Source organism: Jidongwangia harbinensis (genome assembly GCF_020216025.1).
Lineage (GTDB): Bacteria > Actinomycetota > Actinomycetes > Mycobacteriales > Micromonosporaceae > Actinoplanes > Actinoplanes harbinensis.
In genome coordinates this window covers 260239-275554 of sequence record NZ_JAIWNC010000004.1, presented here as the reverse complement: position 1 = coordinate 275554, position 15316 = coordinate 260239, and the positions used below count along the sequence as shown (strand labels likewise).

At 70.6% G+C, this 15316-nt stretch carries 10 protein-coding genes and 2 pseudogenes; 7 read left to right on the top strand and 5 right to left on the bottom strand.

The window, feature by feature from the left end:
• Window positions 1–45: 45 nt before the first annotated feature.
• Window positions 46–1581 carry an MSCRAMM family protein gene (locus tag LDL48_RS08000; RefSeq protein ID WP_225254371.1) on the top strand — a complete coding sequence of 512 codons (1536 nt, stop codon included), beginning with the start codon at window positions 46–48 and terminating at the stop codon, window positions 1579–1581.
• A gap of 3 nt (window positions 1582–1584) precedes the next feature.
• Here LDL48_RS08000 and LDL48_RS07995 read toward each other — a convergent pair whose 3' ends face one another.
• From LDL48_RS07995 to LDL48_RS07975, 5 genes are all read right to left on the bottom strand, one after another.
• Window positions 1585–2445, bottom strand: coding sequence for a LamG-like jellyroll fold domain-containing protein (locus LDL48_RS07995; RefSeq protein WP_225254370.1), 861 nt, complete (start codon window positions 2443–2445; stop codon window positions 1585–1587).
• A gap of 83 nt (window positions 2446–2528) precedes the next feature.
• Window positions 2529–3560: a hemolysin family protein gene (locus LDL48_RS07990; protein WP_225254369.1), complete on the bottom strand. Its 1032-nt coding sequence runs from the start codon at window positions 3558–3560 to the stop codon at window positions 2529–2531.
• On the bottom strand, window positions 3553–4884 hold the full coding sequence (locus LDL48_RS07985) for a hemolysin family protein (protein WP_225254368.1): 1332 nt from the start codon (window positions 4882–4884) through the stop codon (window positions 3553–3555). Before LDL48_RS07985 ends, LDL48_RS07990 begins: the two co-directional genes overlap by 8 nt.
• A 123-nt stretch (window positions 4885–5007) precedes the next feature.
• Window positions 5008–7134, bottom strand: a complete 2127-nt coding sequence (locus LDL48_RS07980) for a (Fe-S)-binding protein (RefSeq protein ID WP_225254367.1) — start codon at window positions 7132–7134, stop codon at window positions 5008–5010.
• 180 nt (window positions 7135–7314) lie between these two features.
• Window positions 7315–7578, bottom strand: coding sequence for a cell division protein CrgA (locus LDL48_RS07975; RefSeq protein WP_225254366.1), 264 nt, complete (start codon window positions 7576–7578; stop codon window positions 7315–7317).
• 199 nt (window positions 7579–7777) lie between these two features.
• Here LDL48_RS07975 and LDL48_RS07970 point away from each other — a divergent pair, with 199 nt between their 5' ends.
• The 6 genes and pseudogenes from LDL48_RS07970 to LDL48_RS07940 all read left to right on the top strand — a co-directional run.
• Window positions 7778–8587, top strand: coding sequence for a DUF881 domain-containing protein (locus tag LDL48_RS07970; protein WP_225254365.1), 810 nt, complete (start codon window positions 7778–7780; stop codon window positions 8585–8587).
• A 2099-nt stretch (window positions 8588–10686) separates the two neighbouring features.
• On the top strand, window positions 10687–11676 hold the full coding sequence (locus tag LDL48_RS07965; RefSeq protein WP_372472066.1) for a class E sortase: 990 nt from the start codon (window positions 10687–10689) through the stop codon (window positions 11674–11676).
• Window positions 11677–11681: 5 nt separating this feature from the next.
• Window positions 11682–11975, top strand: coding sequence for a hypothetical protein (locus LDL48_RS07960; RefSeq protein ID WP_225254364.1), 294 nt, complete (start codon window positions 11682–11684; stop codon window positions 11973–11975).
• Window positions 11976–11979: 4 nt separating this feature from the next.
• Window positions 11980–12630, top strand: a complete 651-nt coding sequence (locus tag LDL48_RS07955; protein ID WP_225254363.1) for an aminodeoxychorismate/anthranilate synthase component II — start codon at window positions 11980–11982, stop codon at window positions 12628–12630.
• Between the two features lie 947 nt (window positions 12631–13577).
• A pseudogene (locus LDL48_RS07945) lies at window positions 13578–14799 on the top strand (IS110 family RNA-guided transposase).
• A 16-nt stretch (window positions 14800–14815) separates the two neighbouring features.
• Window positions 14816–15168, top strand: a pseudogene (locus LDL48_RS07940) (transposase); the annotation flags it as partial.
• Window positions 15169–15316 lie beyond the last annotated feature (148 nt).

Genomic DNA, 15316 nt, shown 5'->3' with positions numbered 1-15316 from the left:
CCAGAATCCTCGCCTGCGACATACGGGGACGAGGGACGGGGATCGATGGGCACTGCAACATTCGGCGGGCGGGCGGTGCTCGCGCTGGCGGCGCTGACCGCCTTCGTGGGCACGCCGACCGCGGCGTCGGCGGCGGAGAGCACGACGGGTTCGATCACCGGGACGATCACCCGGGACGGCGGCGGGGCGGTCACCGTGAACCTCTTCACCACCGCGGGCGCCAGCGCCGGGCAGGTCGTCTCCGACGACACCGGCCGGTACACCTTCGCCGCGGTCGCGCCGGGCGCGTACAAGGTGCAGTTCGGCCACGGCGAGCGGTTCCAGTGGGCCTACCGGCAGACCGGTTTCAGCCGGGCCACGGAGATCCAGGTCGCCGAGGGTACGGCCACCGTGGTGGACGACACCATGTTCGAACCCGGCGTCGTGGAGATCGTGGCGAGTGACGCCGAGACCGGGTCGCCGGTGGACACGATCTGCGCCGGCCGCTGGGCAGGCGTCCCGACCGACTGCGGTGCCACCGGCGGCGTGCTGCGCCTGACCGGCCTCGGCGACGGGCCGCACCGGCTCTACGTGACCTCGACGGACGGGCTGCACGCGCGCACCGAGGTCGACGTGGAGGTCGCGTTCGGCACGGTCACCCGGGCCGAGGTGAAGCTCCGGCCGACCACCGCGATCCGCACCACCGTGGTGGACCGGGCCACCGGTGAACCGGTCCCGGGCGTCTGCGTCGCCGCGCTGCCGCTGGTCTTCGGCGGCGTCGACGACGACACCTGCGACTGGTCGCGCAACCACACCGACGACAACGGCGAGATCCTGCTCGGCGAGCTGACGCCCGGCGAGTACACGCTGCTGGCCGTGCCGGGGCGGGGGTCGTACGGCATCCAGTGGGTCGGGCCGGACGGCGGTGTGGGCAGCCAGTACCGGGCGCTGCGGATCGCCGCGGAGGCGCGCCGGGTGAGCACCGTCGACCCGATCCGGCTCGATCCGCGGGCCACGATCAGCGGCACGATCACCGACGCGGACAGCGGCGAGCCGTTGCTCTACGCCTGCGCCACCGTGCTGCCGAGCCTGGGCCTGGGCGATCCCGCCCTGGGTGCGTCGTGCACCCAGTGGGAGGGCGAGGGCCGCTACGCCATCGACACGCTCGGACCCTACGACTGGCCGGTGCGGTTCTCGCCGTACCGCAGCGGCCACGCCGTGGTCTGGTCCGGCGGGGCGGCCGACCGGAAGGCGGCCACCCTGGTCCGGGCCGGCGTGGACGAACCGGCGGTGCTCGACGGCCGGCTGCGCGAGGTCGGCGAGGGCATGCGGTTGCACGTCGTGGAGCCGGACGGGCAGCCGTACCGCGGGTGGTTGCGGGCCGAGGCGTACAACGCCCGGACCGGCGACTATGTCGGCGAGTTCGACTCCACCTCGCGCGGCCTGGCCGGGGTGGCCGAGCAGCCGGTACGGATCAAGTACGCGGTCGACGACTTCCGGGACGGCTGGCACGGCGGCACGAACTTCGCCACCGCCACCACCAAGCGGGTCCGGCCCGGGGCACCCACCCGGGTCACGGTCACGCTGCTGCCCGGGAACTGACCGTCAGCCGATCGCCAGGAAGACGTTGTCGACCTGGCCGGCGTACTGGTCGTTGCCCTTGTTGGGGCCCTTGCCGCCGACCCGCAAGGGCTCCGCGTTGGCGATCGACATCGACGCCGGCACCGGCACCGACGCCCGTTCCACACCGTCGACCGTGATGGTGAGGCGCGAGCCGGTGCGGGCGCAGCTCACGTTGTGCCAGGTGCCGTCGGCGATGTCGAGGGCCGGCTCGGCGCGGTAGATCCGGGAGTGGCCGGCGAGCACGCAGCTGGGGTGGCCCTGTCGGTGGTCGACCTGCAGCTTGAACTGGCTGACGCCGCCGACGGAGTAGCCCTTCTGCACCACGTTGGCGCCGTCGGCCAGGTCCTCGCGGGTCATCCGGACCGACGCGCCGTACCGCAGGGGCCGGGTACCGGGGTTGAGGGCGTCGTCGCGGCTGCCCTCCAGGATGGCGCGGGGGCAGTCGCGCTCGCGCGGGAGCGTGCAGCGTTCCGGGAAGTCGACGGCCAGCCCGGCGCCCTCCGGGACCAGGGCGAGGTTGCCGCCGTTCTGGGCCAGCGGCTGCAGCGGGTGGCGGCCGTTGGTGTCGACGATCGGCTTGTCGACGCCGCCGTCGAAGGTGTAGCGGACCGTGATCGGGGCGGCGGCCACCCGGATCTTCGTGGTGGTCTTCGTGGCGGAGGTAGATCCGGCGTTGGGCAGCGGGCCGGCGCTCGGCGGCGGCAGCACCGCGAACGCGGGCTGCCGGCCGTCCGAGGGTGCGGGGTCGTCGGTGGCGACGTGCACGGCGCCGAAGACGCCGGCGCCGAGGGTCAGGGCGGCGACGGCCGCGCCGACGGGAACGATGCGCCGGTTGTCAGACATGGGTCCATTGTCCGGATCAGTGGTGCCGTAGCCGGTTCGCAACCCCGCCAGAAGGCATAAGTCTGAAAAAGCACCCGTAAGCGCTAACCCGATCGGGGACGGGCGGCCACCGGCTCGCCCACGACCGCGTGCAGCACGTCGTCCAGCGTCACCACGCCCAGCGGGCGCCGCCCGTCGCTGACCAGCAGGATGTGGTGGCGGTCGCGGCGCATGGTGAGGAGCAGGTCGGCGAGCGTACGGTCCGGGGGCGCCACCGCCAGCGGACGGATGATCCCCGGCGGGATCGGGCGGCGGCGCTGCTCCCCCTCGTACCCGAGAATGTCCTTGATGTGCACGAAGCCCAGCACGCGCCGGGTCTCGTGGTGCACCACCGGAAACCGCGACCGCCCGGTCCGGGTCGAGATCGCCTCGAGCGCCGCGGGCGTCACGTCGTCGACCACCGTCGTCACGCGGGACCAGGGGCGCAGCGTGTCCGCGGTGGTGCGGTCGTTGAGACCCAGCGCCGCGTGGATGCGGGCGTACTGTTCCGATCCGAGCAGCCCCTCGGTGCGCGCCTGGGTGACCATGCCGGCCAGTTCCTCGGCGGTGAAGACCGTCTTCACCGCGTCGGTGGCCTCGATCTTCCACAGCGACAGCACGTGCCGGGACGCCCATCGCATGGCGCTGAGCACCGGCTTCGTCGCGGTGCAGAACGCCAGCATGAACGGGCCCAGGATCAGGGCGGACTGTTCCGGACCGGCCAGGGTGATGTTCTTCGGCACCATCTCGCCGACCACCGTGTGCAGGAAGACCACCACACCCAGCGCCAGCACGAAGGCCACCGGATGGACCGCGCCGTCGGGCAGGCCGGCGGCCGCGAACGGCACCTCGATCAGGTGCGCCAGCGCCGGCTCGGCGATCGCGCCCAGGCCCAGCGAGCAGATCGTGATGCCGAGCTGCGCTCCGGCGATCATCAGCGGGATCTGGTTCATCGCGGACAGCGCCCAGCGGGCGCGCTGGGAGGTGGCGGCGAGCGGTTCCAGCGCGGTACGCCGGGACGCGATCAACGCGAACTCGCCACCGACGAAGAGCGCGTTGCCGAGCAGCAGCACGGCCGTGACGACCAGCTCAACCATCGGCGGACTCCGGCGCTACGACGCGCACCTGACCGACGCGGTGCCGGTCCACCTCGACCACGGTGAACGTCCAGCCGTCCTCGACCACCGTCTCGCCGACCACCGGGATGTGGCCGAGGCGGGCCAGGACAAACCCGGCCAGCGTTTCGTACGGGCCTTCGGGCAGCTCGAAGCCGGTCTGCTCGTGCAGTTCGTCCTCCCGGAGCAGGCCGTCCACCAGGTACGTCCGCTCGCCGCCCGGCGCGGTGACCGCGTCGGTGCCGGAGTCCAGGACGTCCAGGTCGTACTCGTCGGAGATCTCGCCGACCAGTTCCTCGATCAGGTCCTCGACGGTGACCACGCCGTCCGTGCCGCCGTACTCGTCGACCACGATGGCCAGATCCGCGTCGGCCGCCCGCAACGCCGCCAGTACCTTGTCCAGGCTCAGGCTCTCCGGTACGTACACCGGTTCCCGGGCGATCACGGACACCGGCGTGGCGGCCCGGCGTTCCGGCGGCACGCCCAGCGCGTCCGGCACCCCGGCGACGCCGGTGACCAGGTCGAGCGTGTTCTCGTACACCGGGAACCGGGTGTGTCCGGTGGCCCGGGACATCCGGATCAGGTCGGCGACGCTCGCCGTCGGGGTCAGGCCGACCACGTCGACGCGCGGGGTCATCGCCTTCGCGGCGCGCTTCTCACCGAACCGGATGGTGCGGCGCAGCAGCGTCGCGGTCTCCGCGGGGAGGGCTCCGGCGCGCGCGCTGATCGCGGCGAGCAGACCGAGTTCCTCCGGGGAACGGGCGCTCGCCAACTCCTCCTGCGGCTCGATGCCGAGGCGGCGGACCAGCCAGTTCGCCGAGCCGTTGAGCGCGCCGATCAGCCATTTGAAGGTTCGCGCGAAGGTACGCAGGGGCGCGGCCGTGGCGAGCGCGGCCCGCATCGGACGGGCCAGCGCGGCGTTCTTCGGTACGAGTTCACCGAACAACATCGACACCAGCGTGGCCAGCACCAGCGCCAGCGCGTGCGTGACGGCGTCGGTGGCGTCGCCGGCCAGCGGTTCGACCGCCGGCGTGAACAGCCGGGACAGCGCGGGCTCGGCCAGATAGCCGGTGAGCAGCGCCGTGATGGTGATGCCCAGCTGGGCACCGGAGAGCTGGAAGGACAGCTCGTGCAGCGCGTCCCGGACCGTACCGGCCCGCCGGTCGCCCGCCTCGGCGCGCTTGTCGATCTCCACCCGGTCGACGGTGACCAGCCCGAACTCGGCGACCACGAAGAACGCGTTGCCCGCCGTCAGCAGAACGAACACGGCCAACGGGAGCAGCGCGGTCAGGAACAGGCCGTCCATGATCGGGTCACCTCGGCCCTCATTGTGCCGGAATGGCGCATCCCGCGCGTGCTTCCGCCCGCCGGTTACGGTCGGCGGGTGAACGGCGCCGCTGAGTCAGCGCCGGTGACCGGACGGCGGCGGTTACGCGTCCTGCTTGAGCGACCGCAGCAGGACCGTCGCGACGTCCACGACCTCGACGTTCTCCTGCTCGCCCTTGCCGGTCACGCCGTCGCCGATCATCGTGTAGCAGAACGGGCACCCGACCGCGATGGTCTTGGCGCCGGTCGCCAGCGCCTCCTCGGTGCGCTCCACGTTGATCCGCTTGCCGATCTTCTCCTCCATCCACATGCGGGCGCCGCCGGCGCCGCAGCAGAAGGAGCGCTCCGAGTTCCGCGGCATCTCGACGAGCGTCGCCGCCTCGCCGAGGACCTCGCGGGGAGCGTCGAAGACCCGGTTGTGCCGGCCCAGGTAGCACGGGTCGTGGTACGTCACGTCGCCCTCGATCGGCTGGACCGGCGTGAGCCTGCCGGCCTTGACGAGGTGCGCGAGCAGCTGCGTGTGGTGCACCACCTCGACCTTGAGCCCGAGCTGTTCGTACTCGTTGCCCAGGGTGTTGAAGCAGTGCGGGCAGGTGGCGACGATCTTCTTGACGCCGGCCTCCTGCAGGGTCTCCACGTTCTGCTGGGCCAGCATCTGGAAGATGAACTCGTTGCCGATCCGGCGGGCCGGGTCGCCGGAGCAGGTCTCCCCCTCGCCGAGGATGGCGTAGTCGACGCCGGCCTCGTGCAGCAGCGTGGCCACCGCCCGGGTGGTCTTCTTCGCGCGGTCCTCGAACGCGCCCGCGCAGCCCACCCAGAACAGGTACTCGAAGTCCTTCTCACCGACCCGCGGCACCTCGAAGTCCAGGCCCTTGGTCCAGTCCTCGCGGGTGTTCTGCGGCGCGCCCCAGGGGTTGCCCTTGTTCTCCAGGTTGCGCAGCATGACGCCGGCCTCGGCCGGGAAGCTGGACTCGATCAGCACCTGGTACCGCCGCATGTCGACGATGTGGTCGACGTGCTCGATGTCCACCGGGCACTGCTCGACGCAGGCGCCGCAGGTGGTGCAGGACCAGAGCACGTCCGGGTCGATGACGCCCTGTTCCGCCTCGGTGCCGATCAACGGGCGGTTGCCCTCGGCCAGCGCCAGGACGTCCATGTGCGCCAGCTGCGCCTCGGTGGCCTTCTCCTCGCCGGTGAGGTCCTTGCCGCCGCCGGCCAGCAGATAGGGCGCCTTCGCGTACGCGTGGTCACGCAGGGACAGCACGAGCAGCTTCGGCGACAGCGGCTTGGCGGTGTTCCAGGCCGGGCATTGCGACTGGCAGCGGCCGCACTCCGTACACGTGGAGAAGTCCAGCAGCCCCTTCCAGGTGAACTGCTCGACCTGCGCGACGCCGAACTGGTCCTTCTCGGGGTCCGCCTCCTCGAAGTCGAGCGGCTCGCCGTTGCTCATCATCGGGCGCAGCGCACCCAGGCCGGAGCCGGCCGGCTTCTCCGGCGCCCGCTTGAAGAAGATGTTGGGGAACGCCAGGAACCGGTGCCAGGCCACACCCATCGTCACGGTGAGCGAGATGGTGATCAGCCAGGCCATCGAGATGCAGATCTTGACCAGCGCGGTCCAGGTGGCGCCGTCCGACCAGGCCGGCAGCACCGCGCCGACGGCGTGGCTGACCGGAGTGGCCCAGACCGGGTACTCGAAGTGGTCGGTGGCGACCTTGAAACCCCGGATCAGGAACCCGCAGACGAGTACGGCGACGATGATCGCCTCGACGAAGTACCCCTGCCACATGGTGGAGCCGGTGAACCGGCTGCGCGGCGCGCGCCGGGCCCGCTGCCGGATCACCACCAGCACCAGGATGCCGACCATGCCGAGGACGCCGATCCACTCGGTGACCAGTCCGAACACCGTCCAGTGACCGATCACCGGCAAACCCAGATCAGGATCCACCACCTCGAAGTACGCCTCGAGCACCAGCAGCGAGAGCACCACGAACGCGACCATCACGAACCAGTGGGCGGCGCCGACCACGCTCCACTTGAGCATCCGCGTGTGGCCCGCGGTCTCGACCAGCATGGTCCTGGCCCGGGTGCCCTTGTCGGTGAAGCGCGCGGGGTCGGGCCCGCCGAGGCGGATCACCGCGGTCATCTGGCGCACGGCACGCACGGCCAGGCCGACGGCCACCAGGGTGACGACGGCCGCGAGCGCGGTGGCGATGATCTGAGCGGTGCCCATCTGCGCTGTGCCTCCTGGGATCCGGCGTTGCCCGCGGGCCAATGTTACCCACGAGTAATGGGATGGCGGCGCCGGGATTTCTCACATGGCTTTTTCACGCCGAAGCGCACTCCGGCACCGATGCCGGAGTGCGCTGTCGAGCAAATCGGGCGAAACGACCTTACCCGGTGGGTCCGGAACTCAGCGCCAACGCGCGAGGATCGCCAGCGAGGCGACCATGCAGCCGAACCCGACCGCCAGGTTCCAGTAGCCCCAGGCCGCGACCGGGTACTGCTGCTCCGACAGGTAATACACCACCAGCCAGCCGATGCCGAAGACGATCAGTGACACGGCACTGATCGGCAGCCACACCGGACTTGGCTTCCGGGACGCGGCATTCGCCGCGGGGCGGATGTCCGTCGGCGGGGTGTAGACCTTCTTCTTGCGGACCTGCGACTTCGGCACGGCGCTCTCCTGAGGGCAACAAGTGGCGAACAAACCACCGCTGAGCGGCTCCGGGGACCCCGGTTGCTGCCCGTGGCGAATACTGTTCGACAGCTAGCGTAGTCAAGGCGGCGCGCAGAAGGGCACCCGCCGGGGTAGGAAGATGCTGGACGGGGCATTTGCCCCGACTTGGCGGACGGGTCGGCGAAGGAGGCAACGCGTGGAGTACACCACCGGCGCGCCCTCGTGGCGCCTCGTCCTGCAACGTGCCCTCGGTGGCCTCCGCCCGCGCCGGCCCGGCCAGCGGCAGCGCGGGTGGTCGATCGGTGTGCCGCTGATCGCGCTCGCCGCCGGGCTGCTGTTCACCACCACGGCCACCACCGCCGGGGGTACGGCGCTGCGCGACGACCGCCGTCCGCAACTCGCCCAGCTGATCGCGGACAAACGCGACCGGCTGGCCGATCGGGAGGACCGCGCCGCCGTGCTGCGCGGCGAGGTGGACCAGGACACCGCACGGCTCGCCGAGGTGGACGAGCCGGTCAAACTGGCCCGGCAGCGCGTCGACGGAATGCGCGGCCCGGCCGGCTTCACCGCGCTCAGTGGCCCCGGCCTCACCGTCGTGCTGAACGACTCGTCCCGGCGTGTCGGCGACGGCGGCCCGAACAACCCCCGGAACGACGACCTGGTCGTGCACCAGGGCGACGTACAGGCCGTGGTCAACGCCCTCTGGGCCGGCGGCGCCGAGGCCATGTCAATCATGGATGTCCGTGTCATTTCGACGAGCGCGGTACGCTGTGTCGGCAATACCCTGCTCCTTCACGGCCAGCCCTTCTCGCCGCCGTTCAAGATCACGGCAATCGGCGAACCCACGGCGCTGCATCGGGCGTTGGAGTCCGCGGGAGGTGTCCAGCAGTTCCGCGCTGCGGTCGCCGACTACGGCCTCGGATACCAGGAAACCGTCGAGAGGAACGTGACAGTGCGGGCGTACGACGGCTCGAGTGACCTTCGATCCGCACGGGTTGTCGAGTGATGGTGCCCCCGGAGACCCCGGAGAGCGCGCGCAATTCCGGTCGGCACCGAGCACCCGACGGCGACGCGCAGACCGCCTACATCCCGCGCATCAGCGACGCGTCCCCGGACGGTGTCCCTGGTGGACCGCTGGACCCACCGATCGGCCTGGGCGGCGCGGCGTCCTCTCTCCAATCGCCGCAGCCGGGGTCACCTCGATCGGTCCCGCCCGGGTCGTCTCAGCCGGTCCAGCCGGGGTCCGCTCAGCCGGTCCAGCCTGGGTCCGCTCCGCCGGTCCAGCCTGGGTCCGCTCCGCCGGTCCAGCCGGGGTCCGCTCGGCCGGTCCAGTTCGGGCAGTCTTCGGCCGGGGCGGTCTCGGCTTTTGCGCCGCCGCCGGTGCCGCCGCCGGTCTCGCCGCCTCAGCCTCCGCCGGGTCGTCACGGGTCGTCTCTGCCGGTGGGTTCACCCGGTCGGGTGGGATCTAATCCGTCTGCGGCCTCCTCAGGGCCCGCGTCGGGTGTTTCCCGGCCGGTCTCGCCCTGGGCGGGCGAGATGCGGAGGCCGGGAGGTTCGTCCGGGTCTGCGCGTCCCGACGAGCGGGTGGGGCGCGACCGCCGGGCCGCCCCGGGCGATGCCGGGTCGGAGTTCGACTTCTTCGCGATGGGTGAAGACGCGGTTCAGGCGGGCGGGGCCACGCCGCCTGGCGCGCGCAGCCCTAGGCCGCCTGTCGCGGGTTCCGCCGTGCCGCCTGCCGCGGGTTCCGCCGTGCCGCCGGCCGCGGGTTCCGCAATGCCGCCGGCCGCAGGTGCCGCGGTGCCGCCTACCGCAGGTGCTGCAATGCCACCGGTCGGGGCCGCGGCCGTGCCACCTCATCGGTCTACCCTTCCCCCGCCGGTGGGCCGGGCCGACCATTCAGCGCCGACGGGCCGAGACGAAGCCCGTCCGCCGGTGGGTTGGGCCGACGGCTCGCAGCCCGGCAACCGGGCCGTGAGCCCTCCTGGCCGCCGCGCCGCCATGCCTCCGCTGAACCCCACCGCCCAGCCGCTGAACCCCACCGCCCAGCCGCTGAGCCCCACCGCCCTTCCCCAGCCCGGCAGCGCCGCACCGCACCCAGGCAGCGCCGCGCCACACCCCGGAATGGCCGCACCGCACCCAGGCAGCGCCGCACCACACCCCGGAATGGCCGCACCACACCCCGACAGCCCCGCACCACACCTCGGCAGGGCCGAACCGCACCCCGGGATCGCCGGACCACACTCCGGCACCGGCACGCCGGACCGACCGGGCGCATACCGGCAGAGCTACCCCGGCGTGCCATCTCAGGCCGGCCCAGCCGCGCCACCAGCCGCCCCAGCGGTGACCCGCCCGGCCACGCCGGCCGTCGCGCGCGCCGGCATGGCCCCTTCACCGACGGAACCTCCGTCCGGCCCCGCGACGCCCACCCCGCGAACCAGCGACTGGCAGGTCAACCGCTCCCAGGTCGCGGGCAACGGCCACGTCCACGACGACGCGGCCGGGTCGTTCGGCCCCCGGCAGCCGTTCCCGGAGCGGCCTTCGGCCGGACCGGTGCGTCGGGAACAGCGCGACCTGGCTCACCTTCCGCAGGGCGGGCAGGGCTGGGACCCGGAGCCGGCCCCCGGACCACGTGCCGCCTTCGGCGATCCGAGGAGCCGGACGCAGGCGCCGGATCCGTTCGGCACGGCAGGGCCATCCGCCGCCATCGGCGTGCCACCGACCCGACCCTCGGCACCGGACCCGACGAGCAGGGCCCGGACCACCGGCCGGCCCCCGGAGCCAGACCCGTTCGCCACCGGCCGACCCCCGGGACCAGACCCGTTCGGCACCGGCCGATCCCCGGAACCAGCACCGTTCAGCCCGGGATCGGACCAGTTCAGCCCGGGATCGGACCAGTTCAGCCCGGGATCGGACCAGTTCAGCCCGGGATCGGACCAGTTCAGCCCGGGATCGGACCAGTTCAGCCCGGGATCGGACCAGTTCGGCGAGGCCCGGCCACCCACCGCCCTCGGCGAACCCCCCAGCCGGCCACAGACGCCGGAACCGGGACCGCATCCGGAGCAACGGCCGTGGTCGACACCGCTGCAGGATCCGTCCGCGACCGCCGTGATCCGTACCGCGGATGTGCCGACCGGTCTGCTGCCCACCGTGCGCCCGGCCGACCCACCCGTCACCGCCGGCCCGGATCACGCCGAGCCGGGCAGGGCCGCCGGCAAGAAGGCCGCGGCGGACGGGGAGGACGTGGCCGTCGGGGCCGCCGCGGTCCCGGCCGTCGCCCAGTCCGCGGGCGGGCCACTGCCGGATCTCGACGAGGAAGAGGTCAAGCCGCGGCGTGGCGAGAAGGTCGTCAAGCTGCGTCCGGAACAGACCGACGAGGGCTACAAGAGCGTGTATTCCGAACTGACCCGTCCCACGCTGGGCTCCCGCATCCGGGGAGCGGTCCGCGTCTCCGGCGAGCTGATGATCACCTTTGGGCTCATCGTGCTGCTGTTCGCCGGGTACGAGGTGTTCGGCAACTCGGCGAAGGTGCAGGCCGAGCAGAACAGCCTGGACGATGCGCTCGCCCAGCAGTGGGCGGATCCGACCGTGGCGCCCAGCGCCGCCGGGCCCAAGGCGCCGGCCGCTCCGGGTAAGAACCTGGTGGGCCGGATGTACATCCCGAAGCTGGACAAGCAGTGGGTGGTCGTCAACGGCGTCACGCCCAAGGACATCCGGTACGCGCCCGGGCACTACCCGGACACCGCGCTGCCGGGTCAGGTGGGCAACTTCTCCGTGGCCGGGCACCGGATCCGCAAGATCTTCTGGCGCCTGGACGAGATGAAGGACGGCGACGTGATCGGCGTCGAGACCCGCGACAAGTGGTACGTCTACCGGGTCACCCGGGTGCATGTGGTGCAGCCCAGCGCGGTCGAGGTGGTCGCCGCGGTGCCGAACAAGCCGCGCCAGAAGGCGAAGAAGGCGATGCTCACGCTGACCACCTGCAATCCGAAGTTCAACAACTACGAGCGGCTCGTGGTGCATGCCGAGTTGACCGACACCGCGCCGCGGGACAAGAACGCGCCGGACGGTGGCATGCCGGCCGAGATGAAGGCCTGACCCCGATGTACGCCTGGATCTGGCGCAAGCTCCCGTTCGGCTTCCCCGGCAAGCTGACCGGCTCGATCGTGCTGGCCGGCGCCCTGGGCGCCCTGCTGTGGTTCGTGATCTTCCCGTGGGCCACGCCGCTGTTGCCGTTCGACGACGTGCAGGTGGGCACGGAGACCGGCGTCGAGCAGGGCGGGCCGCCGGGGCAGAACCCGGACGCCGTGCTTCCGGGCGAGGAGAACGCGCCGGACGAGATCCCGTACAGCGTGGAGTCCAACGAACCACACCCCTCCAGCACCCCGGACAGGTGACGCCGTGCGCATCCTGGTGATCGACAACTACGACTCGTTCGTGTTCAACCTAGTCCAGTACCTCGGCCAGCTGGGCGCCGAGTGCGAGGTGCGGCGCAACGACGAGATCACGGTCGGCGACGTCGGCCGCTTCGGCGCGGCGGGGGTCCTGCTTTCACCCGGTCCGGGTACGCCGGAACGGGCCGGCATCATGATGGACGTCATCACCGAGTACGCGGGCCGGCTGCCGATGTTCGGGGTGTGCCTGGGGCATCAGGCGATCGGGGCGGCGTTCGGGGCGACCGTGGCCCGCGCCCCGGAACTGCTGCACGGCAAGACCTCCGAGGTGCACCACCGGGGCGCCGGCGTGCTGGCCGGGCTGCCGGACCCGTTCACCGCGACCCGGTACCACTCGCTCACCGTGCTGCCGGAGACGTTGCCGGACGACATCGAGGTCACCGGTCACACCGAGTCCGGCATCGTGATGGCGATGCGGCACCGCGACCTGCCGATCGAGGGTGTGCAGTTCCACCCCGAGTCGGTGCTCACCGAGGGCGGCCACACCATGCTCGCGAACTGGCTGGCCTCGTGCGGCCTGCCCGAGGCGCTGACACGCGCACCGGAACTGGCCGCCGAGGTGGAGGCCCGCCGCCGCACCGCGTTCGCCACCGCCTGATCGTCCTCTGCGTTGATCCACAGGACCATGTCATGACGGTGCAGTAGACACCAAGAACCATAGGCGCTACACCGGTACGGACGGAGACTGAAGCGCCGCGCACAGCCGGCCCTTCAGCCCCCACGACAACCCTAAATCAACTCATCAAACCCACCGGGAACTACGGGCAGTAAAGTCGAAATTCCCGGAGTATTGATTGGGCGGCACGGTTGTATAGGTGCCACCACAAGCAGTTCCGCTATAGATCCGAATGTTACGCCCGGCAAGGTTCTGATACGACTTAAAAGCTGGGAGGTCGCGTGCGCAATTGGTTTGAGTACCGTTAGTGAAGAGGACCCGGAACGTTCCCGAGTAGTCAAAACCGCTCCAGGTGCACATACCCCCCAAGCCCACCTGTAGTGTGCACTGACTCCGCGCCGCTTGGGCCGGTGAAGCGCCAAGCGCAAGTGTTGTGGCAACCAACGTTAAAGACGCGCCCGCCATAGAAAGAAATCGGAGCTTGGCCACGTAATTCCCCTTCTCGCTGGAAAGCTTCTAGAAAGGGAACTTACCAGATTCCGACTCCTTTCCGATAGAGCGAATTGAATGCTATCGCAGCCTGATGGCATCCGACCGCATCGGAGCTGGCGAACTCAGCCGGGCGGTATGCCGAGGCAAACTTTAGTCGATGAGTGGTAAAGGGTCCATAGATTGCTGACTATTGGCCGAGTCGGGGTTCTGACTGTCCCGTTACCTTTTTGATCGTCCCCAGCCGGGGACTGCTCGGTCGCTCGGTCCGGTATGACTTACTGCCCCTGTCGTACGCATGATCCGGGGGGTGTTGTCGCCGGGCCGAGTGGCGTCGGCGGACCGCTGATAGGGACCCGGCCACCCCTCGGGTAGGTCTCTCCGTAACGTGGCTGCCGGCAGTCCGACGCTCTGACCAGCGGCCGAGCCGATGATGGACCATGGGGAGGCGAGACGTGCACGACGAGTACGGCGTGTTCCTGGGCTTGGACGTCGGCAAGACCGATCACCACGCGATCGCGCTGGATCCGGCGGGCAAGCGGCTGCACGACGCGGCGTTGCCGAACACTGAGGCCGGGCTGCGGAAACTGTTCGACAAGCTCGGCCGGCACGGCCGGATCCTGGCCGTGGTCGACCAGCCCGCCTCGATCGGCGCCCTGCCGGTCGCGGTCGCCCGCGCCTGCGGGCACCAGGTCGGCTACCTGCCCGGCCTGGTCATGCGCCGGCTCGCTGACCTGCACCCTGGCACCGCCAACACCGACGCCCGCGACGCCTACGTGATCGCCGACGCCGCGCGGACCCTGCCGCAGACGCTGCGCCGGGTCGACGCCGGCGACGACACCCTCGCCGAGCTGGAAGTCCTGGTCGGATACGACGACGACCTGGCCGGCGAGGTCACCCGCATCGCCAACCGCATCCGCGGCCTGCTCACCCAGATCCACCCGCCGTTGGAGCGCGTGCTGGGCCCGAAAGGTGCAGCACGCCGCCGTACTGGAGCTGTAGTCGCGATGCGGGGGCCCGGCCGGGCTGCGCAAGGCCGGCCGGTCAAAGCTGGCCGAGCTCGTCAAGCCCCAGGCGCCGCGCATGGGTGCTCGCCTTGTTGAGCAGATCTTCACGGCGTTGGACGCTCAGACCGTGGTCGTTCCCGGCACCACTGCGGCCGAGACCATCCTGCCTCGCTTGGCGGACAGCCTACGTGACCTGCTGAGACAGCGCGAACAGATCGCTGAGCAGGTCGAAGGGATGCTTGATGCTCACCCTCTTTCCCCGATCCTGATCTCGATGCCCGGCGTCGGGGTCAGGACCGCGGCCCGGATCCTGCTCGAAGTCGGCGACATCGCCTCGTTCCCGACCTCCGGTCACCTGGCCGCCTACGCCGGGCTGGCACCGGTCACCCGCCGTTCCGGCACCAGCATCCGAGGTGAGCACCCGCCCAAAGGCGGCAACAAGCAGTTCAAACGCGCGTTCTTCCTGTCCGCGTTCGCAGCGTTGGCCGACCCGGCCAGCAGGGCCTACTACGACCGCAAGAGAGCCGAAGGCAAGAAACACAACGCAGCCCTCATCTGCCTCGCCCGCCGCCGCGTCGACGTCCTGCACGCCATGCTCCGCACCCATACGCCTTACCAGCGTAAACCAGCAGAAAAGCTCGCGTTGGCTGCTTGACAGAAACCATAGGGACACCCCCGCGCCAGCCACGAACTACGTCCGCGCCGGCACCTCCAGCCTCTACGCTGCCCTGAACCTGACCACCGGCAAAGTCATCGGCAGTCTGCATGCCCGGCACCGGGCGATCGAGTTCAAGAAGTTGCTGCAGACCCTCGACCGTGAAGTCCCCGCACGCCTGGACGTGCACGTAGTGCTGGACAACGCCTCCACCCACAAAACCCCAGCCATCAAACGCTGACTCGCCGCGCACCCACGCTTCGTCCTGCACTTCACCCGACCAGCTCGTCGTGACTGAACCTGGTCTAGCCCTGGCTCGGGGAACAGATCACCAAGAAACTACAACGCAGCACCCACCGCTCAGTGCGCGCACCCAGGACACTAGACACGCGGCAACACCACTAAAGCTCAGCCAGCTCCAGGGTAGACGGTTGTATTGGGGGCATCGACCCTGTCTCGCAATCGACTCAAGAGTAGACGCACTGCCCACCAACAGTCTGTCTAGCGACGCCGCCCG